Genomic DNA, 25,868 nt, shown 5'->3' with positions numbered 1-25,868 from the left:
GGAGCCGACCGCATTACCGTTGGCGGTCGCCGTATTGGTGACGGTCGAACCGCTGTTGATCATGTCCTGCGTGACCGTCTCGGTGAACGTGTAGACCCAGGTCTCGCCTGCTTCGAGGATGTCGTCGCCATCGCCGGTGGAGAGGCCGTCGTCGCGGACCAGCGCGGTCATCCCGTCGAGATAGCGGTCGTCGGTGACCACCACGTCGTCGAGATCGACATTGCCGTCACGGGTGACCTCGATGGTCCAGATGATGTCCTCGCCGACCACGTCGATGCATTCCAGCCCGTCGTCGGTCGTGCCTTCCTTGCTGATCTGGATGACCGGGTCGAGGCACACATCGAGACTGGCGTCGTCCTCCACTTCGGTGGCCGCGACGTCGGAGCCGACCGCATTACCGTTGGCGGTCGCCGTATTGGTGACGGTCGAACCGCTGTTGATCATGTCCTGCGTGACCGACTCGGTGAAGGTGTAGACCCAGGTCTCGCCGTCCTCGAGGACATCGTCGCCATCGCCGGTGGAGAGACCGTCATCACGGACCAGCGCGGTCATCCCGTCGAGATAGCGGTCGTCGGTGACCACCACATCGTCGAGATCGACATTGCCTGCGCGGGTGACCTCGATGGTCCAGATGATGTCCTCGCCGACCACGTCGATGCATTCGAGACCGTCGTCGGTCGTGCCTTCCTTGGAGATCTGGATTTCCGGGTGCTGGCACACGTCGAGGCTGGCGTCGTCATCGACCTGCGTAGCCGCATCGCCCGTGCCCACCGCATCGCCATTGGCATAGGCGGTGTTGGTGACGGTCGAGCCGCTGTTGATCATATCCTGCGTCGCAGTCTCGGTGAAGGTGTAGACCCAGGTCTCGCCTTCCTCGAGGACATTGTCGCCGTCTCCGGTGGAGAGGCCTTCATCGCGGACCAGCGCGGTCATCCCGTCCATATAGCGGTCGTCGGTGACCACCACGTTCTCGAGATCGACATTGCCTGCACGGGTGACCTCAATGGTCCAGACGATGTCCTCGCCGACCACATCGATGCAATCCTGGCCGTCGCTGGTCTCGCCTTCCTTACTGATCTGGATGACCGGATCCTGGCACACTTCGAGGCTGGCATCGTCATCGACCTGATCGGCGGCCGTGCCATATCCAACTGCGGTGGCATTGGCATAGGCCGTATTGGTGACGGTCGAGCCGCTGTTAATCATATCCTGCGTGGCAGTCTCGGTAAAGGTGTAGACCCAGGTCTCGCCTTCCTCGAGGATGTCGTCGTCATCGCCGGTCGAGAGCGCATCGTTGCGAACCAGCGCGGTCGCGCCGCCGTCGACGCGGTCATCGGTGACCACCACGTTTTCTAGGTCGACATTTCCGGCACGAGTGACCTCGATGGTCCAGACGATATCCTCGCCGACCACGTCGATGCAGGGTTCACCTTCGTCGGTGAGGCCGGTCTTGGTGATCAGGAGCTCGGGTACCGGCAGGAAGTTGCCGACGAGAAGCGATGCATCCTCGCCTGCGACGTCGATGGTGACAAAGTGGTCGCCTTCGCCGTTGCCGGTGGTCAGTTCCCAGTCGTCATTGTCCAATTCGCGGATCGTATAGGTGCCGGCGAGCAGGCCGTAGAAAGTGAATACGCCGCCATTGCTCGAAACGGCCGTCAGCTCACCCTCGTCGAGCTGGTTGTTGTTGTTGGCATCGATGTAGAAGGTGAAGCCATCGAGGCCGGTCTCACCATCGCCGGGGTCGTAAATACCGTCACCGTCGAGGTCGTTGAACTTGAAGCCGTCGATCTGGGAATTGTCGCGGATGCGCCATTCCTCGAAGGTCGCGCCTTCGTCCGGGTTGGGCCCGAACTGCGAGAAAAGGGTGAAATAATGGTCGGCCTCGGCATCGCCGAAGAGCGAGACGGGAATGTAGAAGATGTAATCATCCTCGCCCGATCCGGAATTCGTGTCTTGCAGCAGGATCGTGCGGTCTTCTCCGGCATCGAGGTCGTACTGGAGGTCGAAGACAGAGTCATCCGTGCCAAGCGCACGGTCCTCGTAAGTCAGCGTATTGTAATCGGCGAGAGTGGCCTGCTGGGCGGAAGTGTAGATCTGCAGTTCGGTGAGCGCGAGTTCGACATTCGGCGAGCCGTTGGCATCGGTTCCGGCGTTGTTCTCCTCGTTGATGTCGAGGCGCAGCTCGTAATAGTAGTCGTAAACACCATCGCCATCCGGATCGACGTAAACGATGGGGATGTCACCGAGCCGAAGCGCCTGGGTAAACGAGGCGTCCATGTCGAGTTCGCCGCTGTTGTTGTTGGCGAGCGCGGCACCGTCGTCGGTATTGAAACCCTGCGATGCCTGGTCCTGACCGGTCGCGTTCTGGCGCAGGAACGGCGTGTAGGTGCCAGTTCCGGAAACCGTGCCGTCATCGAGTTTCTCAACCAGGATACCCAGCGCATCATCGACGCTTTCGTCTTCGGGAGTGTTGGGATCGTCGAGGTCGCGGGCGTCGATAAGATGTTCCATGGGGTTGGGCTTTCAGCAAGGCAGGCCGGCCAGCGGACTGGCAGGACGGTGGGAGGGTTCGGGGGAGACACAGGCAAGGGACGGGACAGCCGATAGCCGGGCACCGCGGCTGGTCACGTCAAGCGCGCCACTCATCGTTGCATCCAGGGCTACCATCCTGCTCTCCCCCGAGAGGAATCCAGAGCGGACAAGGGACGCGATAAGTCCTTTGCCCGAAGCGGCTGCGGCCCTGATTGTGTTCGTTGGAGACCCGTTCGCTTGATACTGCGAAGTTGCAAATATGGTTAACGCTATTGCAACCGGAGTCAATGCGGTGGCGCCGAAATCAATTAAGATGTTGAAAACCAACACTCTCGCCATTGCTATTCGCGAAACATCCGTGCTCGCGGACAAAGCGACTCGGGAGGCGAAGTCGTGGAATCTTCGCTGAAAATTTGCTTGCCCTTACGGGTTGAACCTGTGATTCAGCGGCTCGCATGATCGGGATGCCTTCCTACCACGCGATAGCCGCCATGGTTGTCACCATCGCCATGTTCGTCGCCTTTGCGCGCGGCCGCATGTCCATCGAGATCATCTCGCTGCTGACCATCGCGGTGATTGCCGTGGGTCTCTATTTCTTCCCGCTCGAAGGGCAGTCGCCGACCGATGGTCTCGCCATAGCTTTCGGCGGCTTCGGCCATTACGCGCTCATCACAATCTGCGCGCTCATGATCCTCGGGCGGGGCCTGATCGTGACGGGCGCGCTGGACCCTGCCGCGCGGCTGCTGGAGCGGGTTTTCAAGTTCAACCTGCAGCTTGGCCTGCTCATCTCGCTGGCGCTGGCATTCTTCCTGTCGATGTTCGTGAACAACACGCCAGTGCTCGTCCTCCTGATACCGATATTCGTGACGCTGGCGGCGCGCGGTGCCATGCCTGCCTCGAAAACGCTGATGCCGCTCAACGCGGCTTCGCTGATCGGCGGACTGGCGACGACGATCGGCACATCCACCAATATCCTCGTCGTCTCGATTGCCGTCGACCTCGGCATGCCGATGATGAGCGTGTTCCACTTCACCCCGATCGTGCTGGCTGCCGCCATAGTGGCCTTGCCCTATCTGTGGCTGGTCATGCCGAAGATGCTCGACGACAACCGGGTCGAACTGACGCATGAGCAGCGACGGTTCTTTACCCGCCTGCGCGTGACCGAAAACAGCTTGCTCAACGGGCGCGAGCTGGCGCAGATCGCGCCGCGCCTGCCTTCGGGGATCGAATTCCACGATGTGAAACCAGGCCTGTTTCGCCCCGGCCAGCGGATCAAGGTTTCGGGCACGCACGATGCCATCGAGGAAGCCATCGCGGTAATGCGCGGGGAAGCCGCACCGGGCTGGGTGCTGGAGCGAATCCAGCGCAAACACGGTGAGACGGGCGAGGATATCCAGGTCGTCGAGATGACGGTCACCGCCGACAGCCGTCTCAACAGCCGCACGCTGCCGACTTCGGGTATTGCCGACCTTTATGGCGTGGCCGTGGTGGGTATCCACCGGCCCGATACGCTCATCGGCCAGAAGGACGAGTTCAGCGACGTCGGCGACATCCGCATCCGCGAAGGTGACGTGCTGCTGGTGATGGGGCTGCAACAGGACCTTGAGGCCTTTGCAAGCGGCGACAGTCTGCTCCAGCTCGAAGGTCGCCGCGAATTGCCGCGCCGTTCGAAGGCATGGCTGGCAGCAGCAATCATGGCCGGTTCGGTGGCGCTGGCATCCTTCGGGCTGGTGCCGATTGCGATTGCCGCACTGGCAGGCGCCATCCTGATGTTCGTGACCGGCTGCGTGAAATTCGACCGCGTGGGACGCGCGCTTTCCGCGCAGGTCATCGTGCTGGTGGCTGCCAGTATTTCGATCGGCCGCATCATCGACGAAAGCGGCGCTGCCATGTGGCTGGGCGAGGGGCTGTCGGTCGGTCTCCAGTACCTGTCGCCCGCACTCGTGCTCGCCGCCATCATGGTTTTCGTGACCGTGCTTACCAATTTCGCCTCCAACGCGACGGCGGCGACTGTCGGCACACCCATCGCCTTCGCCATCGCCGCGCAGCTTGGCCTGCCGCCGGAGCCGCTGGTGCTGGCCGTATTGTTCGGCTGCAACCTCTCCTATGCGACGCCCATCGCCTACCAGACCAACATGCTCATCATGGCCGAAGGCAGCTATGATTTCGGTGACTATGTGAAGACGGGTGTGCCGCTGGTCGCCATCATGGTCACGGCACTCTCGGTCGGGCTGGTGCTGACCTACGGCCTTTAAGGCGCTTTCCTATTTGGCGGGGCTCTGCCAGTCTTGCGCCGAACATAAACGCACGGGGCCAGTACAGGGAATTCAGCCCATGGACCGTGTTCCACCTGTTCCAAGCTGAGGGGATTGCCGAAGACATGTCCAACTTGCGTCCAACATTGCTGGAAGCCGCTGCCGCCCTGACCACCACTTTCGCAGCGCCCGCCCAGGCGAACGACCTGCGCGCCTCGCTCGACGAGGATATGCCGGAACTGATGGAGCTTTACCGCGACCTCCATGCGCATCCCGAGCTCAGCTTCGAGGAGCACGAGACCGCGGCCAAGCTGGCTCAGCGTATGCGCGATCTCGGTTTCGAAGTGACCGAAGGCGTCGGCCAGACCGGCGTGGTCTCGGTGATGAAGAACGGTGACGGGCCGACCGTCATGCTGCGCGCCGACATGGACGGGTTGCCGGTCATCGAACAGACGGGCCTGCCCTATGCGAGCAAGGAAACCGCCACGCCCGCCAGCGGTGTGACCACGGGCGTGATGCACGCCTGCGGGCATGATACGCATATGGCAGGCTTCATCGGCGCTGCGCAGCTTCTCGCCGAGCGCAAGGACGAGTGGCAGGGGACGCTGGTGATGATCCTCCAGCCGGCCGAAGAGCTTGGATTGGGAGCGCTCGCCATGCTCGAAGACGGGCTCTACACCCGTTTTCCCAAGCCGGATTATGCCATCGCCTTCCATGACGCCGCCGCACCTGCTCCGGCCGGAACGGTCGGCTTCACGCCCGGCTATGCGCTCGCGAATGTCGACAGCGTGGACATCCATGTGAAGGGCGTGGGCGGTCACGGGGCCTATCCGCACACCACGCGCGACCCCATCGTGCTCGCCAGCGCCATCGTCATGAAGCTGCAGACGGTGGTGAGCCGCAATTCCTCGCCGCTCGACCCGGCGGTGATTACGGTGGGCAGCTTCCATGCAGGGGCGAAACACAACATCATCTCGGACGAAGCCAAGCTGCAGCTGACCGTGCGCAGCTATTCGGACGAGAGTCGCAAGCTGCTGCTCGACGGAATCCGCCGCGTGGCGCGGGGCGAAGCGATTACGGCAGGCTTGCCCGAAGAACTCTATCCGGTGGTGACGGTGGAGGACCCCTATACGCCTTCGACCTACAACGATCCCGAATTCAGCCAGCAACTCGCCACGGGTTTTCGCGAGCGCTTCGGTGACGAGCGGGTGATGGAATGGCCTGCGGTGATGGGCGGCGAGGACTTCAGCCAGTTCCGCCGCGCCGACCCCGAAGGCGTGAAGAGCATGATCTTCTGGATCAGCGGCACCCCCGAGGCGATGCTCAAGGCGATGAAGGAGGAGGGCAAGCCGCTCCCCTCGCTGCATTCGCCGTTCTGGGCTCCCGACGCCGAAGCGGTGGTCCGCACCGGGGCCGAGGCGCTTGCCGGGGCGGCGCTCGACTTGATGCCTGCGAAGGGAGGCTAGACAAATTGACGGCTGCCGGAGTGTTGGGGCACTCCGGCAGCCGTTTCTCCTCCCCAGGAGAATTGTGAAAGGGGTGTTAGCCGTCCGAAGGGACGTAGGTGCCGAGGCGGTGGTGCAGGGCGTTGATCTTCGCCAGCTCCTCGCGATCTTCCGTCTGGCGTGCGTAGCTCGTGAGAGCGGTGCGCAGGAGGCGGAAGTCGGCGGTCGAGAACAGGGCACGTGCGCGGCCCGGCTCGGTCTTCGGGGTGTCTTCGGTCATCGTAGTCATCCTCTTTTCTCCGTTAGGCTGCTGCAAACTGATTCATGGTGTTATCCTTGCCGCCGGCCTTGAGGGCCGCTTCGCCGGCAAAGTATTCCTTGTGATCGTCGCCGATGTCCGAACCGGCCATGTTCTGGTGCTTCACGCAGGCGATACCCTGGCGGATTTCCTCGCGCTGGACGTTCTTCACGTAACCGAGCATCGCAGCATCGCCGAAGTATTCCCTGGCGAGATTGTCGGTGCTCAGCGCGGCCGTGTGATAGGTCGGCAGCGTGATGAGGTGGTGGAAGATACCGGCACGCTTCGCGGCATCGGCCTGGAAGGTGCGGATCTTCTCGTCGGCTTCGGCGGCCAGTTCGGTACCGTCGTAGTCGATGCTCATCAACTTGGCGCGGTCGTATGCCGACACGTCCTTGCCTTCCTTCTCCCACGCATCATAGACCTGCTGGCGGAAGTTCAGCGTCCAGTTGAAGCTGGGCGAGTTGTTGTAGACCAGCTTCGCGTTGGGGATCACCTCGCGGACACGGTCGACCATGCCGGCAATCTGTTCGACATGCGGCTTCTCGGTCTCGATCCACAGCAGGTCGGCACCATTTTGGAGCGCGGTGATGCAATCGAGCACGCAGCGGTCTTCACCCGTCCCGGCGCGGAACTGGTAGAGATTGCTGGGCAGGCGCTTGGGGGCAAGCAGCTTGCCATCGCGGCTGATGAAGACCTGGCCGTTCTTGATGTCGGCAGGATCGACTTCGTCGCAATCGAGGAAGGCATTGTACTGATCGCCCAGGTCACCCGGCTCCTTCGAGAAGGCGATTTGCTTGGTCAGGCCAGCGCCAAGGCTGTCGGTACGCGCCACGATGATGCCATCGGGAACGCCCAGTTCGAGGAAGGCATAGCGGATCGCGCGGATCTTCTGGAGGAAGTCCTCGTGCGGAACGGTAACCTTGCCGTCCTGGTGGCCGCACTGCTTTTCGTCCGACACCTGGTTCTCGATCTGCAGCGCGCAGGCACCGGCCTCGATCATCTTCTTAGCGAGCAGGTAAGTTGCCTCGGCATTGCCGAAACCGGCATCGATATCGGCAATGATCGGCACAACATGCGTCTGGTGCTCGTCGATTTCCTTCAGGAGGCGGTGGGTGGCAACCGCATCGCCCTTTGCCTTGGCTTCGTCGAGCTCGCGGAACATGCCGCCCAACTCGCGTGCGTCAGCCTGCTTGAGGAAGGTGTAGAGTTCCTCGATCAGCGCGGGCACGCTCGTCTTTTCGTGCATCGACTGGTCGGGCAGGGGGCCGAATTCGCTGCGCAGCGCGGCGACCATCCAGCCCGAAAGGTAGAGGTAACGGCGCTTGGTGCTGCCGAAATGCTTCTTGATCGAAATCATCTTCTGCTGAGCGATGAACCCGTGCCAGCAACCGAGCGACTGGGTGTAGTTCGCCGGGTCCTTGTCATAGGCTTCCATGTCCTCGCGCATGATTTTCGCGGTGTAGCGCGCGATGTCGAGGCCGGTTGGGAAGCGGTTCTGGACGGCCATGCGGGCAGCGCTGGCAGCATCGATGGCAGCCCAGCTGTCGCCGTTCTGGGCGATGGTCTCGTTCATCTTCGCGATGTGGCTCTGGTAGGTCATGGCGTAGTCTCCTGTCCGTGGTGCCCTGCACATGGCGGGCTGTTGCAGTGACAATGCGCTTCAGAAGGCGATTCGGGCAGGGAAATTTACAAAATATCTTGTCAGAAAGCTTGGTTGCGGCGTAGATCGTCTGTAAATATGTAAAGGAATTTACAAATGGCCGATGATGCCGTCCGCGCCGGTCCCGCCATCAAGCGGCTGCGCAAGCGCGAGAATCTGACCCAGGCGGCGATGGCCACGCGGCTTTCCATATCGCCGAGTTATCTCAACCTCATCGAGCGCAACCAGCGCCCTGTCAGCGCGCGCGTGGTCATGGCGCTGGTCGAGCAATTCGATTTCGACCCGCGCTCCATCCGCGAGGACGAAGCCATCGGCGGACTCGACGGCCTCGCCCGCCGCTTTGCCGACGAACGCTTCGCCGACCTCGATATCGACCGCGAGGAACTAGACGAATTCCTCTCCGCCGCCCCGCAGGTCGCCGCCGCTTTCGCGCGGCTCTACGACAAGGCCGGCCCGGCAGCGGAAATGTCGGACGATCCGCTCGACGCCTCGCGCCGCGAAATCGAGCGCTGGCGCAACCACTTCGCCGACCTCGACCATGCGGCAGAGGAGCTGGCCGACGAAATGCGCCTTTCGCGCGGAGACATCGGCCTTGCCCTGACCGAGCGACTGCGCGAACGCCACCAGCTCTCGGTCCGCATATTGCCACGCGAGGTGCTGCCCGACAGTCTCAGCCGCCTCGACCTCCATGCACGGCAGGTCCAGCTTTCGGAAATGCTCGGCCCGGCATCGCGCAATTTCCAGCTCGCGCTAAAGATTGCCCAGCTTGAAAAGCAGGACGACATCATGGGCGTGGCGCAGGGCGCGCAATTCGAGGACGAGGCCGCCCGCGCGCTCTTCAAGCGGCATCTCGATGGCTACTTTGCTGCTGCCCTGCTGATGCCTTACGGTCGTTTCCTTCGCGCCTGTGAAGCGACCGGCTACGACCTTCCCGTGCTCGAGCGGCGCTTTTCGGTCAGTTTCGAGCAGTTGGCCCACCGCCTCACCACGCTCCAGCGCGTCGGCCAGCGCGGGCTGCCGTTCTTCATGATACGCCTCGACCGTGCTGGGCAATTCTCCAAGAGCTTCATGGGCGCCAGCACCGCGCGCTTTGCCGGCGAGGATGTCTCCTGCCCCCTGTGGGACGCGCACCGTGCTTTCGAGCGCGGAGGGGAGCTGGTGACGCAATATGTCAGTCTCGACGATGCGGGCGAGGGGCAGGGGGGCTGGCTGACCATGATGCGCAGTGTCGAGGGAAGCGGCGCGCCCGGAGAAGCGCGCTTCGTGGTCGCTGTCGGAGTGGAGGCTGTGCTCGCAACCGAGCTCGCACAGGCGAGGGACATGTCGCTGAGGCCGAACGATGCGCAGCCAATCGGACCCGGCTGCGCGCGCTGCTATCGCGAGGGCTGTCCGCAGCGTTCGTTGCCGCCGCGTGGGCGGAAATTGCACTTCGACCGCATGCGCCGCGGGACAACGCCGTTCGAGTTCGGCCAGACTTCCTGAACACCGTTAACCCTCTTTATCCGGAACCGGCGAAACCCTTGCCGCGTTTTCGTCACAATTGAGGTACCAGGAAGGAAAAACCATGACCGAAGAACGCATTACCGAGACGACCGACAGCGCGGGAAATACCCACACCACGCATACCGTCGTCACTGACACTGGCACGGCAAAGAGCGGCGGCACCAGCTGGGGTATCATCCTTCTGATTGTCGTCCTCGGCATCGCGGCGCTGTTCATTTTTTCGCAGATGAGTGGCGCTGAAGTGGCCAAGGATAACGCAGTAGCCGATGCTGCCAATGAGGTGGGCGAGGCTGCCGGACAGATCGGCGACGCGGCACAGGACGCCGGCGAAGCTGCGCAGGACGCGGTCGACAACTAAGCCGCGGTATCCAGCAAACGTTAAGCGAGGCGACGCTTCCCTGACGGGAGGTGTCGCCTTCTTCGTTTTCGGGCTGTAAAATTTACCGACATTTCACCATTCCCGTCATAAAAGCGGAAACTGTAATTACAGCCGCGCGGGGGCCGGGTTCATGACCGGGGTTTTTGTTTCTGAAATGCGGGATCCTGCCTGATGGATTGGGCCGGCTCGCTTTGTTATATTTTCTATTCCATCGGCGCGGTTGTCAGCGGGCTTGCGGCCTTGTGGATTGCGCGTAGTGGGGCCGAGGACCGGTCCGACCGCTGGGCGGGTGTGGTCGCGCTGGCGCTGACCGCCAACTGGTGCTTTGCCGCGGCCAGCTTCCGTTACAACCATGCGATTGTCGGCCTCACCGAGATTGCTGCAAACCTCGCATGGATTTTCGTGCTCTTCCGCCTTTTCGCAAACGACGGGCGCGATGAGACCTTGCGGCTGGTCCGACCGGTTGCGGCATCGCTGGCTTTCGTCGAAGTCCTGCAATTCGTCCTCCTGCTGGTGGGGCATCGCTATGCGGTGACGCAGGAACTGGCCGAACTGACCTTCGAGACTGCGGCCCTGTTCCGCGGGCTGGTCGCGGTCGGCGCGCTGGTGCTGCTGCACAATCTCTATGCCGGTGCCTCGCAGCCTTCGCGCCGCATGTTGCGGTGGAATGCGGCGGCCATGGCGGGGATGTGGGCTTTCACGCTCAATTTCTACACCGTCGCCTATCTCGCCAGCCGGTTCCCGCAGGAACTGGTGGCGCTGCGCGGCCTGGCGATAGCCTTCATCGCCGTTCCCTTCGCCCTCGGCTTCAATCGCAAGGCATCGGGCCTGACGTTCAGTCCCTCGCGCGCGGCGACCTTCCAGATGCTGTCGCTGGCCATCATCGGTGCCTATCTGCTGGTGATGTTCGGCCTTGCCAGCTGGCTCGACATGCTGACCGGGAATGCCGCGCGCCTCACGCAGGTCGGTCTGGTCATTGCGGCAGGCGCGCTGGCACTGATCTGGCTGCCCTCGAAGCATCTGCGCGGGTGGCTCAAAGTGACGGCGATCAAGCACCTGTTCAAGCACCGCTACGATTATCGCAACGAGTGGATCCGCTTTACCCGGACGATCGGGCGCGCCGGGCTGGACGAGGCGAGCCTGTCCGAGCGTGCCGTCAAGGCACTGGCCGACATCACCGACAGCCCTTCCGGTTTCCTCTTCCTCGCCAATGACGAGGGGAATCTCGAGCCGGCAGGACACTGGCGCTGGCCGGGCCTCGAGGTGCCGAACAATCCTTTCGCCTCCGAAATGGCGACCATTTTCGAGCGCGACGGCCTGATCCTCGATTTCGACGAGGCGCGGGCGGGCATCGAGCATCAGGGCGAGCTTGCCTTCGTGCCGCAGTGGCTGGTGGAGCAGCCCAAGGCATGGGCAGCGGTGCCACTGCTCCATTATGACCGGCTTGTCGGCGTCATCGTCCTCACCCGTCCGCTGGTGGAGCGCAAGCTCGACTGGGAAGATTTCGACCTCCTCGGCATCGTCGGCCAGCAGCTCGCGAGCTACCTTGCCGAACAGGCCGGGCAAGAGGCACTGTCGGAAGCCGCGCGGTTCGACGAATTCAACCGCCGGATGGCTTTCGTGATGCACGACATCAAGAACCTCTCGAGCCAGATGTCGCTGCTGCTGCGCAATGCTGAAAAGCATGCAGACAAGCCCGAATTCCGCAAGGACATGCTGGTGACGCTGAGGAACAGCGCGGACAAGCTCAACACCATGCTCGCTCGGCTGGGGCGCTATGGGAAAGGCGGGCAGGAGGAGGTGCGGGCCTTCGATATGGGCGCTATCGTCAAGACTGTCTCCGACCGGTTCGCGCGCAATCACAAGGTGATGCTGGTTCGCGGCGAGGCCGTACAGGTCACCGGCCAACCCGATGCATTCGAACAGGCGCTCGCCCATATCGTGCAGAACGCCATCGATGCGACCGATACCGACAACCCCGTCATGCTCGAAGTCTACAGCGACGGGCTGGCCGGCGTGGTGCAGATCATCGACAGCGGGCAGGGGATGAGCCCGGCGTTCCTGCGCAGCAGTCTTTTCAAGCCCTTCGTGTCCTCCAAGGAAGGCGGCTTCGGCATCGGTGCCTTCGAAGCACGCGAGATGGTCCGCGCGATGGGCGGACGGCTCGAAGTTGAATCGCGCGAGGGACTGGGCACGCGCTTCACGATCTCGCTGCCGCTAAAGTCGGCCAATGAAATCCTCGCCGGCCCGCGCGCCGCAAAACAAGCGGAGAGCGCCTGATGGCTGACGCCAAACCCAAGCTGCTGATTGTCGAGGACGACGAAGGCCTGCAGGCGCAGCTGAAATGGGCCTATGACGATTACGACGTGGTGATTGCGGGTAATCGTGACCAGGCTCTCGCCGCGCTGCGCAGCGAGGAACCCGCGGTGGTCACGCTCGACCTCGGCCTGCCGCCCGACCCCGACGGCACGAGCGAGGGCTTTGCCGTGCTCGATGCCATCATGGAGATGAAGCCCGACACCAAGGTGGTGGTCGCCTCGGGCCATGGCGCACGCGAAAGCGCGCTTCAGGCGATCGAGCGCGGGGCTTATGATTTCTACCAGAAGCCGGTCGATATCGAGGAACTGGGCCTGATTGTCGGGCGCGCGTTCAAGCTGGCGAATATCGAGAGCGAGAACCGCCGTCTGGCGGGCAAGGTGGGCGAGGACAAGACCGTCCTCGGCACGATGATTACCGCTGCGCCCGAGATGGCCAAGGTCGCGCGCACTATCGAGCGCGTCGCGCCGACCAATGTCTCGGTCATGCTGCTGGGCGCGAGCGGGACGGGCAAGGAACTCCTCGCCAAGGGCCTCCACGAAGCGAGCGACCGGCGCAGCGGGGCATTCATTGCCATCAACTGCGCGGCCATTCCGGAAAATCTCCTCGAAAGCGAGCTGTTCGGGCATGAAAAGGGCGCGTTCACGGGGGCCGTGAAGACCACCGAGGGCAAGATCGAACTCGCCGACGGGGGCACGCTGTTCCTTGACGAGGTGGGCGACATCCCGCTGCCGCTGCAGGTAAAGCTGCTGCGCTTCCTGCAGGAGCGCGTCATCGAACGCATCGGCGGACGCAAGGCCATTCCGGTCGACACCCGCATCGTTTGCGCCACGCACCAGAACCTGGAAGCGATGATCGGCGAGGGGACGTTCCGCGAAGACCTCTTCTACCGCCTCGCCGAAGTGGTGGTGAAAATCCCGTCGCTGAGTGAGCGCCCGGGCGATGGCGTGCTGCTGGCCAAGCATTTCCTCGCGCGCTTCTCGGCCGAGATGAACCCGCAGGTGAAGGGCTTTGCGCCCGATGCGCTGGCGGCCATCGACAGCTGGAACTGGCCGGGCAACGTCCGCGAACTCGAAAACCGCGTCAAACGCGCGGTTATCATGGCCGATGGCAAGCTGGTGAATGCCGAGGACCTCGACCTTGGCGAAGGCGAGGAGGGTGACGATTTGGCGCTCAATTTGAAGCGGGCGCGAGAAGAGGCCGACCGGCGGATGATACGCAAGGCGCTGGCCCGCAGCCAGGGCAATATCTCGTCGACCGCCAAGCTGCTCGGCATCAGCCGCCCGACGCTCTACGACCTCTTGAAGCAATACGATTTGCAGGCGAGCTAGGCCACGCGCTAAGGGCAGGGGCGATGGCGCTCCGCACGATACTTGCCGACCCGATGCTGCGCCTGCTGGTCGCTGCGGTAGTGCTTGCGGCTGTCCTGCCGATACCCGCCGCGCAATCGGGCACGGCGCAGGACGTGGCGAATGTCGGTATCTTCACGCTGTTCCTGCTCAACGGCATGCGCGTTTCGCGGGCCGAGATTGGGCGAGGGCTGCTCAACTGGCGCTTCATCCTCCCGATGGTGCTTTGGGTATTCGGAGCCATGGCGCTTGCCGGACTGGGCCTGAGCAAACTGCTCGCCTTCGGCCTGCCGCCGCTGGTGGCTATCGGGTTTCTCTATCTCGGCGTGCTGCCTTCGACTGTGCAATCGGCTACGTCCTACACCACGCTGGCCGAGGGCAATGTCGGCCTGTCGGTCATTTCCGCCGCGCTGCTCAACATCCTCGGCGTGTTCGTCTCGGTGCCGATATTCCTCCTGCTCGGCGGTACGGGCGAGGGCGCGGTCGGCATGGAAACCATCGAGCGGATTGCGCTCATCCTCCTGCTGCCCTTCGTCATCGGGCAAGCGGTGCAAGGCTGGACGCAAGGCTGGGTGACGCAGAACAAAGCGCGCGTAGTCTGGCTCGACCGGCTGGTCATTGCGCTGGCGGTTTATGTCGCCTTTTCGGGGGCAGTGGAGCAGGGCATCTGGGGCAGGCTTGACCCATTGGCCTGGGTGTTCCTCGCCATCGGCATTGCCGCCCTACTTGCCATCGGGAATGGCGGCGCGTGGCTGGCCTCGGCCGCGCTTGCGCTACCCCGCCGCGACCGCATCGCCTTCCTTTTTGCAGGTGCCCAGAAGAGCGCCGCGGTCGGCGTGCCGCTCGCCACCATCCTCTTCGCGCGCGAGGAGGCAGGCTTCATCATCCTGCCGCTGCTGCTCTACCACTTCTTCCAGCTGGTGCTGGCAGCGCCGCTCGCTAGTCGTCTGTCGACAGCGACGCATCCTCCGGGTGGCGGCGATTGTGCCGCACCGACCACCAGAAGCTGAGCCCGATCAGCACCGCGCCGAGCAGGCCGGTAATCGTCTCCGGAATGTGCCAGCGTGCCGACAGCAGCATGATGATCCCGAGCACGATAATCGCCCAGAACGCGCCGTGTTCGAGATAGCGATACTGCGCCAGCGTGCCGGTGCGCACGAGGTGGATGGTCATCGAGCGGACGAACATTGCCCCGACCGAAAGGCCCAGCGCGATGATGACCATATTGTTCGACAGCGCGAAGGCGCCGATGACGCCGTCGAAGCTGAAGCTTGCATCGAGCACCTCGAGATAGAGGAACCCGCCGAGGCCCGACTTCACGATCTCTCCGGCGGCCTTCTTGCGCGCCTCGCGTGCCTCGATAATCGCGGCAATGGCGTGGACTGCGATGAAGGTGATCAGGCCGAGGATGGCTGCGGTGAGGAAGGTGATGGAATCTTCCGGCGGCAGGACGGTCGACACGCCATAGACGAGGGCGAGGACCAGCCCGATTTCCACCGCGGGGACGTTGGAGAACTTGTTGATGGTCTTCTCCAGCGCGGCAATCCAGTGAACCTCCTTGTCCTCTTCGAAGAAGAAGGTCAGTCCCACCATGGCGAGGAAGGCCCCGCCGAAGCCCGCAATAGATACATGCGCATCGGATACGATCTGTTCATAGCGCTCGGGATTGTTGAGCGAGAGCGATACCGCCTCCATCGGACCGACCTGTGCCGCCAGCGAAACGATGGCAATCGGGAAGATTATCCGCATTCCGAATACGGCGATGAGGATACCGATGGTCAGGAAACGTTGCTGCCAGACCGGGTCCATGTCGCGCAGCACGGTGGCGTTCACCACCGCATTGTCGAAGCTGAGCGAGACTTCGAGGATCGACAGCACCAGGACAATCCAGAGGATGCCGAGCGTCGCGGTTACCGAGCCGGTGCTGCTCCATCCGTACCATGCGGCCAGGGCGAAGCAGACCGCGGTGAAGAACAGCGAGAAAGTGTAATACTTGCGGATGGTTTCCATCGGGGGTGTAGGTCCCTCAGCTCTTTTTCGGCTGGTAAGTCTGGTCACTGGTGGGGAAGCTGCGGCTGCGCACTTCCTCGGCATATTTGCCGACGGTGCTGGAAATGACCTCGGCGATATTCTCGTATTTCTTCACGAAGCGCGGCACACGTTCGAACATGCCGAGCATGTCTTCGGTCACCAGCACTTGCCCGTCGCATTGCGCCGAGGCGCCGATACCGATGGTGGGGCAGGAAACTGCTTTTGTCGCTTCGATGGCGATGGGCTCGAGCACGCCTTCCAAGACGATGGCAAAGGCCCCTGCTTCGTCCAGTGCCTTCGCATCGCCGACAATCTTTTCGGCTTCGGCGTCATCGCGCCCGCGCGCCATGTAGCCGCCGAGCACATTGACTGCCTGCGGGGTCAGGCCGACATGGCCCATCACCGGGATGCCGCGCTGGTTGAGGAAGGCGACGGTCTCGGCCATCTGCTCGCCGCCCTCGAGCTTCACCGCCGCCGCGCCGCTTTCCTTCAGCAGGCGCGAGGCGCTTTCGAAGGCCTGTTCCTTCGAGGCCTCATAAGAGCCGAAGGGCATGTCGACGATGACCACCGAGTGATAGCTTCCGCGCACCACCGCAGCGGCGTGGTTTGACATCATCTCGAGGGTGACGGGAATGGTCGAGGGCAGGCCGTAAATGACCTGCCCCAGCGAATCCCCCACAAGCAGCATGTCGCAATGCGCGTCGAGCAGCTGCGCCTGCCGCGCCGTATAGGCGGTCAGCATAACCAGCGGGTCCTTGGTCTCGCCATCCGCCTTGTGCGCGCGGATTTTCGGGACCGTCAGCCGCTTCATCGGCTGGGGCGTGGGATTGGCTCTGCTGGTGCTCGTATCGAGCTGGAAGGTCGTCGACATGGGGCACGCGTCTAGCGAGCGCGCCGTGCAAAGGCAAAGCTTCCCTCTTGGCGTGGCCGCGGATTCGATGCAGATAGGCGCGCATACGGGAGAACGCGCCACCGGGATGCGCGCGACAAGAGGGTAATTACCAAAATGGCAGCAGCAGGTTCGGGCGCAACGGCAGGCCACGAGAACTGGTCGTCGCGCAGTGCATTCATTCTCGCCGCAGTCGGTTCGGCCGTGGGTCTGGGCAACATGTGGCGTTTTCCCGCAGAGGCGGGCGAGAACGGCGGCGGGGCCTTCGTCCTGTTTTACGTTTTCTGCGTCCTGCTGATCGGACTGCCCGTCCTGCTGTCGGAAGTGCTGATTGGACGTCACGGACAGGCATCTGCGCCCGATAGCGTGCAGAAGGTCGCTCAGGATTCGGGGGCGTCCAAGGGATGGAGCGTCATCGGTTCGCTCGGCGTGTTCGCCGCCTTCCTCATCCTCAGCTTCTACTGCGTCGTGGGCGGATGGGTCGTGTATTATATCGGGGTCTTCCTCGGCGACCTTTTCCAGACCGGCCTGACCGGAGGCGCGTTCGAGGGGAGGGCCGCGGAAGATATCGAGAGTTTGCTCCCCGGCCTTTTCGGTAACGGGATGCTGATGATCGGCCTCAACATGGGCTTTCTCGCGGCGACTATATTTTTCGTCGCGCGCGGCGTGTCGAGCGGTATTGAATGGGTCGCGGTCTATCTCATGCCGCTGTTCTTCCTACTGTTCCTCGGCATCACGGTTTATGGCGCTTTCACCGGGAATTTCTCCGAAGCCGTCACCTATCTCTTTACCTTCGATTTCAGCAAGCTGACCGGAGAGGTCATGCTGGCCGCTGTCGGGCAGGCGTTCTTCTCGCTCTCGCTCGGCGTGGCAGGCATGATTACCTACGGTTCCTATGCCAGCCGCAACACCAACCTCGGCGCGACCTCGGGCATTATCGCCGGTGCCGATACGGCAGTGGCATTGCTGGCAGGCCTCGCGATCTTCCCGATTGTCTTTGCCGCAGGTCTTTCGGCGAGCGTCGGCCCGGGCCTGATGTTCCAGTCGCTGCCGATCGCGTTCCAGGCCATGCCGTTCGGGTCGCTGATCGGGCTGGCGTTCTTCATCATGGTGTTCTTCGCGGCACTGACCAGTTCGGTCTCGCTGCTCGAGGCTCCGGTTGCCTTCGTGAAGGACCGGTTCAAGATGTCGCGCATGACGGCGACCATCATTGTCGGGCTTGGCGCCGCAGTGCTGGGCGTCCTGTCTTCGCTGTCGTTCAACGATATGGCGGATTTCCGGCCGCTCGCTTTCATCCCGCTCTTTGCAGAAGCGAACTTCTTCGATGCGCTCGACGGTGTGACGGCGAAACTGTTCATGCCGATCGGCGCGATTCTGACCTGCATTTTCGTGGGCTGGGTGGCCGATGCGAAGCTGATCGACGACGAGAACGGTCTCGATGGCGTCCTGCACCAGACTTGGCGCGCGCTGGTTCGCTATGTCTGCCCGATCATCCTGGCCGTGATCCTGTTCTTCGGCATCTTTGGCTGACGAAAACGGGGGCTGACGCAAAAAGGGCCGCTCCGGTGTGGAGCGGCCCTTCGCGACTCGTTTTCTACTTATTGGGTCGAATTAGATATCGACCGATTCCACGTGGCGTTCTTCCGCCTCATCGTGGACATTCATTCCGAGCGCCATCTTGGCCGTGTTCAGCAGGCCGAGGTCGCCGCTCCAGATTTCGGCATCGCCGAGATCCATGCGCAGGAACAGGATGTCGGGATCGTCCTTGCCGCCATCGTACCAGGCTTCGACGAAGTTGTTCCAGAACTGGTCGAAACGCTCCTTGCTGGTTTCGACTGCAAGCGTGCCATCGAAGCGTGCGAACATGTCGTGGTCCTTGCCGGCGAAGCTCGCCTTGACCTTGCCGAGCTTGGCGAAGGCGGAGTGCTTGTGGGTGAAGAACCAGATCGAACTGTTGGCGTCCTTGTCGAGCTGGGCGGTCATCGGGACCGAAGTGTCCGACTGACCGTCGAGTTCGAGAAAGAGGAAGGGCGAGTCGTCGAGCGCGAGCCAGAACTTCTTCTTGAGCGCGTCGGGGTTGCCGTCGGAATATTTCATTGTGGTGCCCTTTTCGTGTTTGCGTTTGCCCGTTCAACCAATTGTGCGGGCCGCATGTTCCGTTTCCTGCGCCGGAGCGGGGCTGTGAAAGGATGAATTGCGAATCTGTACGAGATGGAACATAATGGGAACAGACGAGTCGATTCCCTATGTCCCAGCCAGACCTTTCCTCCCTGCCGACCACGGCCTTCGAAGATGTCGCCACGCTTTCGGCGCGGCGCAGTGCGCGTTGGCGGCCCGGTCTTGCGGTCCAACAAGGCAAGGCGCTGCACAGCGAAATCTTTGTCTCCTCGCGTGAGGGGGCGGGGGCAGGCGCAGCACTCGCGCTGGCGCTCGACGACTGGCGCAACACCCCGCGCGGCGAAGGACAGGAGGCCGAAGACCGCCGCTCCGTCCTGTGGGTCCAGACCCGCGATGCGGCACGGCTCGGCGGGCGGCCCTATCGCGCCGGCCTGCCGAAGGATTTGCAGGCGCGGGTCATCCATGTGCTGGCCGAGAAAGCGGAAGATGCGCTCTTCGCGATGGAAGAGGGGCTGCGCTGCCGCGAGCTGGCCTTCGTCATCGGGGAGATGTCGGGCAATCCGAAAGCGCTCGACTTCACCGCCTCGCGCCGGCTGACGCTGACCGCGCAGAAGCATGGCGTGCCGCTGTTCCTGCTGCGCGTGGATGCGGGGCGCGACCTGTCCTCGGCGCGGATGCGGTGGGAAGTCACCTCGGCCCCCTCCAGCACAGCCGAATGGAACGCGCAGGCACCGGGCGAGCCTGCATGGAAAGCCGAACTCTTCCGCGCCTGCAGCCACGCTCCGGGCGAATGGGTGCTCGCCGAAACCGGCACACGCCTCACCGCCAGCAAGGCGCGCGAGGACGCCGACCGGGCGGTGGCGAACTGGACAGCGGGGCTGCAGCATCGCCGCACGCCCCGCCGCGCGTGAATGCGCCCGCGGCGGGCCTGTCACCTCCCCAGACCCGCCGCATCCTTTCCATCTGGCTTCCCGCCATGGCGATGGACCGCTGGCGGCAGGGCGCCTCCGAACGGCGCGAGTTCGACGACAAGCCGCTCGTCCTGATTGCCGACACCGCGCACGGGCCGCGTATCGAGGCGGTGGGTCGCGCAGGCGCTGCCGCCGGGGCGAGGGTGGGGATGATGCTCGCTGATGCGCGCACGCTTTGTCCGCAAATCGTCACCGCGCCCTATGACCCGGCAGGCGACCTCGCCTTCCTCGAAAAGCTCGCCGTCTGGGCGCAGCGCTGGGGGCCGTGGTCGGCGATGGACGCACCCGACGGCTTGCTGGTCGATGTAACCGCCGTCCCGCATCTCTTCGGCGGCGAGGAGGGGCTGGTGGCCGATGTCGCGCAGGCCTTTGCCAAGCGCGAGCTGACCATGCGCTGCGCCATCGCTCCCACGGCGGGCGCGGCCTGGGCGCTGTCGCACCATGCGGCCCCGGGCAGCATCATCGGCGGGCGCGGGGATGAGGACATAATGCGCGCTCTCTCGGGCCTTCCCGTCGCCGCGCTCCGGCTCGACCAGGACGTGGTCACCGTGCTGCGCCGTCTCGGCCTCAAGCAGCTGGGCGAACTCACCACGATTGGCCGCGACGCGATCCAGCGCCGCTTCCGCAACCGCAAGTCGCCTGCCGCCAACCCGCTCATCCGGCTCGACCAGCTGCTGGGCCGCGTGCCCGAGCCGCTGCTGCCCGTGGTCCCGCAGCAAATGCCACTGGTCCAGCGCCGGTTGCTCGAGCCCATCCGTCACCGCCAGCTGCTCGACCAAGTGGTGGCCGACCTTGCCGAAGACATGGCGCGCGAACTCGAAGGGCGGGGCGAGGGCGCGCGCAGGCTCGAGCTGGGCCTATGGCGTGTCGATGGAGAGGTGACGGTGCGCCGCCTCGAACTCGCTGCCGCCACACGCGAGGCGGCGCATATCGTGCGGCTGTTCGCAGCCAAGCTCGACGATATCGATGCCGGTTTCGGTATCGAGATGCTGCGCCTGCGCGCGAGCTGGGCCGAGCCCCTGGCGCTGGAGCAGGGCGATATCGAGGCGGCGGCCGAGAACCACGGCATTGCGCTATCCGCGCTGGTCGACCGGCTCACCGTGAGGCTGGGCGAGGGCGCCGTCAGCCGCCCCGTGCCCTTCGCCAGCCACATTCCCGAACGAGCCCAGCGCTGGCATCCTCCGCTGGAACCCGAACCGGTGAGCCAGGGCCAGCTCGCCTTCCACAAGCGCCCGCTCAAGCTGCTCGATCGCGCGGAGAAAATCGCCGTGCTCTACGCCACGCCCGATGGCTATCCGCAGCGTTTCCGCTGGCGGGGCGAGGTGCATGAGGTCACGCGCGTCGAGGGGCCGGAGCGCATTGCGCCCGAATGGTGGCGCGAGCGCGGGGCCACGCGGCTGCGCGACTATTACCGGATCGAGGACCAGCGCGGACGGCGCTACTGGATCTACCGGCTGGGTATCGTGGGCGACGGGCGCGGGGGTGCGCCCGACTGGTATCTACAGGGGCTGTGTGCCTGAGAATCAGTCCTCGCGCGTCGCCGTTTCCGGGTCGAGCTCGCGCATTTCCTCTTCGGTCAGCGGCTTCTCGTTCACGCCTTCAATCTCGGAGATTTCCGGGGCCACCGCGCTGGTCTTGCAAACGCGATAGGCCGCCTCGCCGCGGCGATTGCGGATGCCCTCGACCGTGGTTGCGGCAATACGCGACTGCTCCAGCGCGTCGGGCGTATTGTTGAACGGCGGCACGAGGACCGTCGCCGCGACACAGCGTTCGGGCGCAGCCTTGCGCTCGCTGTCATGCTCGGAATGGTCCTGCGCCAGAACGGCAACGGGCAGGGCAAAAACCGCAAGCGCGGCGGGTACGGCAAATTTCATGATACGACCTCCGCCGCCGCCCTTGGCGTACGCGAGGTGTCGCAATGCTGAACCGTCAGCTGTCGCGCGAAACGAGCGAAGCGCGGCGACCGCGCGAGGCAACCGGAATCTTGCCGAAGTTGGCGACCGGGCCGCTCTGCACCTCGACGACTTCGCAGGTCTGTTCCACCACGCCAAGCGGGATGGAGCGCTCGAACACGATGCCGCAGCTGTTCTCGTTCGCCCAGACGATCTTGCCGAAGAATTCGTAATCGCCCCATGACAGAAGGCCCGAGACACCTTCCTGCGGCGGGTTCGGGGTTTCAAAGCGGGCGCCGGCTTCCGACAAATCCGAGAGGCGCCCTTCGCGGTCACCGCCGAGCATCTTGAGCTTGGCGGGGCAGTCGACCGTATAGCGCTGGACGGTACGACGTTCGTCCTGGGTATTCGTCGGCAATTTCTGGAACAGCGCCACCGGCAAGACCTCCTTTGTCAGAATGTCGGGCGTAGGCGAAACTGGTAAATCCCGGCTTTGCGAAACTGGTTAACGAGCGGGCCGGTGCAGCGGGAATTGCCGGGACGGCCGCAACCGTCCCGGCAATATTGCCTCAATCGGGCGCAACCAGGAGGCGCGAACCGAGCGGCTGGAGCGAGCGGGCGGAAGGCCCGAGATTGGCCTCCATCGCGGCAATCTGTTCGGCGCTGGCAGTCATCGGCGTGTTGGCGACGTGCCAGTTCACGCCCTCGCTGCAGGGCGGCGTGGTGAGCGAGCCCATGTAGCGATAGACGTCGAGGTCGGCAGGGACCATGTCGTTGATATCGAACGAGACGCTCGTGCCTTTGCCCTGTCCCACGCCGGAGACGATTTCGGTCAGCGCGGAATTGGCCTCGCCTTCCTCGAACATCACGCCGAGGACGCCGAGTTCCCCTTCATCCGTGGCATGCACGAAATGCGCAACGAGCGGATAGCGCTTGCCCGAAACGGCGTGTTCCGAAGGCGTATGGAAATGGACCTGGATAAGGTTGAATTCCTTGCCGCCCGAATTCATCCCGAACCCTTCTTCGAAGTCCACCTGCACCTTCTCGGTACCCAGCGCGATGGTTCCGTCGCCGGTGCCGAAATTGGTTTCGAGCTGCACGTCGCCGCGGGCATTGGGCATGCCGAGGTCGATGGGCGACTGGTTCAGGCCGGCATCGCAAAGGGCATAGTCGGTGTTGATGGTGGACCAGCGTTCGGGCGTTACGCCGTCGCCGAAGTTCCAGTCCTTTTCCTGTGCCAGCGCGGGCGATGCCGCGAGTGCGACGAGGGCGAGGGTAGCGATAGTCTTCATTACATACTCCAACCGGCAGCTTTGCGGCGGCCCTGGTCGGAAGGACGGCGGGCGCACGCAGGCTGCGTGATATCCTGCCACCGGATTGCGGAAACCGGTCCGGGGGCGACGATACGTCCGACATCACGAATGCTTTTGAGCATCCGCCAGAGGGGCCCGGTCCGTGTCCTATCTACGCCGGAGAAAATCGAGGGTTCCCGTATGCGCTTTGCCTTTTGATATTGGCGAATCCAACGCTGGAACGTATAGTGAACAAATGACCGCACAGACTGTCCTTCAGAAGCTCGAAATTCTCGCCGATGCGGCGAAATATGATGCGTCCTGCGCCTCGTCCGGCACGGGGAAGAAGAACAGCCTGGGCGGGAAGGGCATCGGCTCGACCGAGGGGATGGGCATCTGCCACGCCTATGCGCCCGATGGCCGCTGCATCTCGCTGCTCAAGATATTGCTGACCAACCACTGCGTTTTCGACTGCCATTACTGCGTCAATCGCAAGAGCTCGAACGTGGCGCGGGCGCGTTTCAGCCCTCAGGAAGTGGTGGACCTCACGCTCGCCTTCTACCGGCGCAATTACATCGAGGGGTTGTTCCTCTCCTCCGGCATCGTGAAGAGTTCGAACCACACGATGGAGCAGATCGTCGAGGTCGCGCGGATCCTGCGCGAAGAGCATGATTTTCGCGGCTATATCCATTTGAAGACCATCCCGGAGGCGGACCCTGAAATCGTCCACCAGGCGGGGCTTTATGCCGACCGCGTCTCGATCAATGTCGAATTGCCGACCGACAGCGGGTTGACCCGCCTTGCGCCCGACAAGGATGCGCGCCAGATCGAAGGCGCGATGGGCAAGGTGAAGGCCGATCTTGTCGAAGCGAAAGATGCAAGGAAGCGCTTCAAGCACGCGCCCCGCTTTGCGCCCGCAGGCCAGTCGACCCAGATGATTGTCGGCGCCGATGCCGCCACCGATGCGGATATCGTGGGCAAGGCGAGCCGGCTCTACGACAACTTCCGCCTGCGCCGCGTCTATTATAGCGCCTTCTCGCCCATTCCCGATGCCAGCGCCGTGCTGCCGCTGAAGCGCCCGCCGCTTATCCGCGAACACCGGCTCTACCAGTCGGACTGGCTGATGCGTTTCTACGGCTACAAGCCGACCGATGTGATGCAGGCGACCGAGGCGGACGGGAACTTGCCGCTCGATATCGACCCCAAGCTAGCTTGGGCGCTCAAGTTTCGTGAGGCCTTCCCGGTCGATGTGAACCGCGCTAGCAAGGAGCAATTGCTGCGTGTCCCCGGCCTCGGCGTGAAGGCGGTGGGCAAGATACTGGCGAGCCGCCGCCACCGCGCGCTGCGGCTTGATGATGTGGCGCTGCTCACCCAATCCATCACCAAGGTGCGGCCCTTCATCGTGACGGTGGACTGGCGCCCCATCACGCTCACCGACCGCGCGGACCTGCGCAGCCTGCTCGCGCCCAAGTCCGAGCAGCTGGAACTGTTCGCCGCATGACTGCCCTCCAGCACGTCAAGCTCGGCACCTATTACGTGGTGCATTTGCCCGAGGCGGACGATTTCGACTTCTGGCGCGAACGCGCGCGTGCGCTCGTCCAGTGCGACGTGCCGCCCGACCGTATCGCCTGGGTCGAGCCGGGCGGTAGCGGGGATCTCTTCGCGCATGGCGAGCGGCGCATGCCTGTGCCGCCGATGGACGCAAAGCCGGTGCGCGCCAATCGGCGCTTCGTGAGCCTTGCGCGGAACGCCATCCTCCATTCCGACCCCGAGCGGTTCGCGTTGCTCTACCGCCTGCTCTGGCGATTGCAGTCGAACCCCCGCATGATGGAGGACAAGGCCGATCTCGACGTGCGGCGGGTGGAAGAGCTCGACAAGAATGTCCGGCGCGACAGCCACAAGATGCACGCCTTCGTCCGCTTCCGTCTGGTCGAGAGCGAGGATGAGGAAGTGGGCGAGCATTACGTCGCCTGGTTCGAGCCCGAGCACCATATCCTGCGCGCCAATGCGGGCTTCTTCATGCGGCGTTTTTCGAACATGCGCTGGTCCATCCTGACTCCGCGCGGGAGCCTGCACTGGGATACGCAGACCATGTCCGAAGGCCCGCCTGCCGAGCGCCACGATGCGCCCGGCGGCGATCCGATGGAGGATCTCTGGCGCACCTACTACGCCTCCATCTTCAACCCCGCACGGCTGAAAATCGGCGCGATGCTGAAAGAGATGCCGAAGAAATATTGGAAGAACATGCCCGAGGCCGCGCTCATCCCCGACCTCATCGCAGGCGCGCAGGGGCGTGAGGCAAAGATGGTCGAGAAAGGCGCGCTCGAATTCGAGGAGCGGCCCGATACGCTCGCTGCCATCGACAAGGCGATCCATGGCTGTCGCAAATGCCCTATCGGCCAACTCAACAACCACGCCGTGATGGGCGAGGGGCCGCAGAACGCTGCGCTGATGATTGTCGGCGAACAGCCCGGCGACCAGGAGGACCAGACCGGCCGTCCCTTCGTCGGGCCTGCCGGACAATTGCTCGACGCGCATCTGGAGAAGGTCGGGATTGACCGCCGTGCGGCCTATGTCACCAATGCGGTGAAGCATTTCAAATATGTCCAGCGCGGCAAGCGGCGGCTCCACCAGAACCCGGGCGCGAAGGAAATCGACACCTGCCGCTGGTGGATCGAGAGCGAACGCGCCATAGTAAAGCCCAAGCTGGTGCTCGCCATGGGCGCGAGCGCAGCGCGCGGGATGCTCGGCAAGACGGTGAGCATTTCGAGAGTTCGCGGTGCGCCTATCCCGCTGGAGGATGGCAGCGAACTCTGGGTCACCGCGCACCCCTCCTATCTCCTGCGCCTCGACGGCCCTGCACGCGAGGAGCAGGCGCGGCTGTTCGATGCCGATCTTGCTGCCGTGCGCGCGCGGCTGGAGGAGCTGGTGTGAG

At 63.5% G+C, this 25,868-nt stretch carries 21 protein-coding genes; 12 read left to right on the top strand and 9 right to left on the bottom strand.

The annotated features are described in order from the left end of the window. Positions 1-2,511, bottom strand: a 2,511-nt coding sequence (locus K3152_RS13975) for a DUF7507 domain-containing protein (RefSeq protein ID WP_221574752.1), incomplete at its 3' end; no start/stop codon positions are given. Positions 2,512-2,987: 476 nt separating this feature from the next. On the opposite strand from K3152_RS13975, the gene K3152_RS13970 reads away from it, so the two are divergent. Together K3152_RS13970 and K3152_RS13965 are read left to right on the top strand one after the other, a co-directional pair. Beyond that, positions 2,988-4,787: an SLC13 family permease gene (locus K3152_RS13970; protein ID WP_221574751.1), complete on the top strand. Its 1,800-nt coding sequence runs from the start codon at positions 2,988-2,990 to the stop codon at positions 4,785-4,787. Positions 4,788-4,912: 125 nt separating this feature from the next. After that, positions 4,913-6,253 carry an amidohydrolase gene (locus K3152_RS13965; protein WP_221574750.1) on the top strand — a complete coding sequence of 447 codons (1,341 nt, stop codon included), beginning with the start codon at positions 4,913-4,915 and terminating at the stop codon, positions 6,251-6,253. 76 nt (positions 6,254-6,329) lie between these two features. Here the strand turns inward: K3152_RS13965 and K3152_RS13960 are convergent, their stop codons facing one another. Both K3152_RS13960 and K3152_RS13955 read right to left on the bottom strand, forming a co-directional pair. Further along, complete coding sequence (locus K3152_RS13960; RefSeq protein ID WP_006832439.1) at positions 6,330-6,512, bottom strand: hypothetical protein; 183 nt, start codon at positions 6,510-6,512, stop codon at positions 6,330-6,332. Between the two features lie 22 nt (positions 6,513-6,534). Then, complete coding sequence (locus tag K3152_RS13955; protein ID WP_221574749.1) at positions 6,535-8,133, bottom strand: isocitrate lyase; 1,599 nt, start codon at positions 8,131-8,133, stop codon at positions 6,535-6,537. Between the two features lie 156 nt (positions 8,134-8,289). Here K3152_RS13955 and K3152_RS13950 point away from each other — a divergent pair, with 156 nt between their 5' ends. The 5 genes from K3152_RS13950 (at position 8,290) to K3152_RS13930 (ending at position 14,750) form a co-directional block, all read left to right on the top strand. Continuing rightward, a complete protein-coding gene (locus K3152_RS13950) occupies positions 8,290-9,675 on the top strand; it encodes a helix-turn-helix domain-containing protein (protein WP_221574748.1) in 1,386 nt (461 codons plus the stop codon). An 82-nt stretch (positions 9,676-9,757) separates the two neighbouring features. Next, complete coding sequence (locus K3152_RS13945) at positions 9,758-10,054, top strand: hypothetical protein (protein WP_221574747.1); 297 nt, start codon at positions 9,758-9,760, stop codon at positions 10,052-10,054. A 192-nt stretch (positions 10,055-10,246) separates the two neighbouring features. Continuing rightward, positions 10,247-12,355 carry an XrtA/PEP-CTERM system histidine kinase PrsK gene (prsK, locus tag K3152_RS13940; protein ID WP_221574746.1) on the top strand — a complete coding sequence of 703 codons (2,109 nt, stop codon included), beginning with the start codon at positions 10,247-10,249 and terminating at the stop codon, positions 12,353-12,355. Next, entirely contained in the window at positions 12,355-13,722 is a 1,368-nt protein-coding gene (gene prsR / locus K3152_RS13935) for a PEP-CTERM-box response regulator transcription factor (RefSeq protein ID WP_221574745.1), read from the top strand. Before prsK ends, prsR begins: the two co-directional genes overlap by 1 nt. Positions 13,723-13,745: 23 nt before the next feature. Continuing rightward, complete coding sequence (locus K3152_RS13930) at positions 13,746-14,750, top strand: bile acid:sodium symporter family protein (RefSeq protein ID WP_221574744.1); 1,005 nt, start codon at positions 13,746-13,748, stop codon at positions 14,748-14,750. Here K3152_RS13930 and K3152_RS13925 read toward each other — a convergent pair. After that, a complete protein-coding gene (locus tag K3152_RS13925; protein WP_221574743.1) occupies positions 14,680-15,750 on the bottom strand; it encodes a DUF475 domain-containing protein in 1,071 nt (356 codons plus the stop codon). The genes K3152_RS13930 and K3152_RS13925 overlap by 71 nt on opposite strands. Before the next feature lie 16 nt (positions 15,751-15,766). Further along, positions 15,767-16,642, bottom strand: coding sequence for a 3-methyl-2-oxobutanoate hydroxymethyltransferase (gene panB / locus K3152_RS13920; protein ID WP_221574742.1), 876 nt, complete (start codon positions 16,640-16,642; stop codon positions 15,767-15,769). Between the two features lie 135 nt (positions 16,643-16,777). Between panB and K3152_RS13915 the strand changes: the two genes are divergently transcribed. Continuing rightward, complete coding sequence (locus K3152_RS13915; RefSeq protein WP_221574741.1) at positions 16,778-18,190, top strand: sodium-dependent transporter; 1,413 nt, start codon at positions 16,778-16,780, stop codon at positions 18,188-18,190. An 81-nt stretch (positions 18,191-18,271) separates the two neighbouring features. Here the strand turns inward: K3152_RS13915 and K3152_RS13910 are convergent, their stop codons facing one another. Further along, positions 18,272-18,757, bottom strand: coding sequence for a pyridoxamine 5'-phosphate oxidase family protein (locus K3152_RS13910; RefSeq protein WP_221574740.1), 486 nt, complete (start codon positions 18,755-18,757; stop codon positions 18,272-18,274). A 149-nt stretch (positions 18,758-18,906) separates the two neighbouring features. Between K3152_RS13910 and K3152_RS13905 the strand changes: the two genes are divergently transcribed. Both K3152_RS13905 and K3152_RS13900 read left to right on the top strand, forming a co-directional pair. After that, positions 18,907-19,689 (top strand): hypothetical protein, encoded by a 783-nt coding sequence (locus K3152_RS13905; protein ID WP_221574739.1) that lies wholly within the window; start codon positions 18,907-18,909, stop codon positions 19,687-19,689. 65 nt (positions 19,690-19,754) lie between these two features. Further along, positions 19,755-21,269 (top strand): DNA polymerase Y family protein, encoded by a 1,515-nt coding sequence (locus K3152_RS13900; protein ID WP_247713463.1) that lies wholly within the window; start codon positions 19,755-19,757, stop codon positions 21,267-21,269. A 3-nt stretch (positions 21,270-21,272) separates the two neighbouring features. Here the strand turns inward: K3152_RS13900 and K3152_RS13895 are convergent, their stop codons facing one another. The 3 genes from K3152_RS13895 to K3152_RS13885 form a co-directional block, all read right to left on the bottom strand. Further along, positions 21,273-21,623 (bottom strand): hypothetical protein, encoded by a 351-nt coding sequence (locus tag K3152_RS13895; protein ID WP_221574737.1) that lies wholly within the window; start codon positions 21,621-21,623, stop codon positions 21,273-21,275. A gap of 55 nt (positions 21,624-21,678) precedes the next feature. Further along, positions 21,679-22,077, bottom strand: coding sequence for a PilZ domain-containing protein (locus K3152_RS13890; protein ID WP_221574736.1), 399 nt, complete (start codon positions 22,075-22,077; stop codon positions 21,679-21,681). A gap of 133 nt (positions 22,078-22,210) precedes the next feature. Beyond that, positions 22,211-22,933 carry a carbonic anhydrase gene (locus K3152_RS13885; protein WP_221574735.1) on the bottom strand — a complete coding sequence of 241 codons (723 nt, stop codon included), beginning with the start codon at positions 22,931-22,933 and terminating at the stop codon, positions 22,211-22,213. A gap of 256 nt (positions 22,934-23,189) precedes the next feature. Between K3152_RS13885 and K3152_RS13880 the strand changes: the two genes are divergently transcribed. Continuing rightward, positions 23,190-24,434 carry a putative DNA modification/repair radical SAM protein gene (locus K3152_RS13880; RefSeq protein WP_221574734.1) on the top strand — a complete coding sequence of 415 codons (1,245 nt, stop codon included), beginning with the start codon at positions 23,190-23,192 and terminating at the stop codon, positions 24,432-24,434. Beyond that, complete coding sequence (locus K3152_RS13875) at positions 24,431-25,867, top strand: UdgX family uracil-DNA binding protein (RefSeq protein ID WP_221574733.1); 1,437 nt, start codon at positions 24,431-24,433, stop codon at positions 25,865-25,867. The genes K3152_RS13880 and K3152_RS13875 overlap by 4 nt, the downstream gene beginning before the upstream one ends. The last annotated feature ends 1 nt before the right edge of the window (position 25,868 follow it).

Source organism: Qipengyuania polymorpha (assembly GCF_019711435.1).
In the GTDB taxonomy this organism is placed as follows: Bacteria; Pseudomonadota; Alphaproteobacteria; order Sphingomonadales; family Sphingomonadaceae; genus Qipengyuania; species Qipengyuania polymorpha.
Note: the sequence above shows the minus strand (reverse complement) of the source record. Positions and strands in the feature narration are given on the sequence as shown.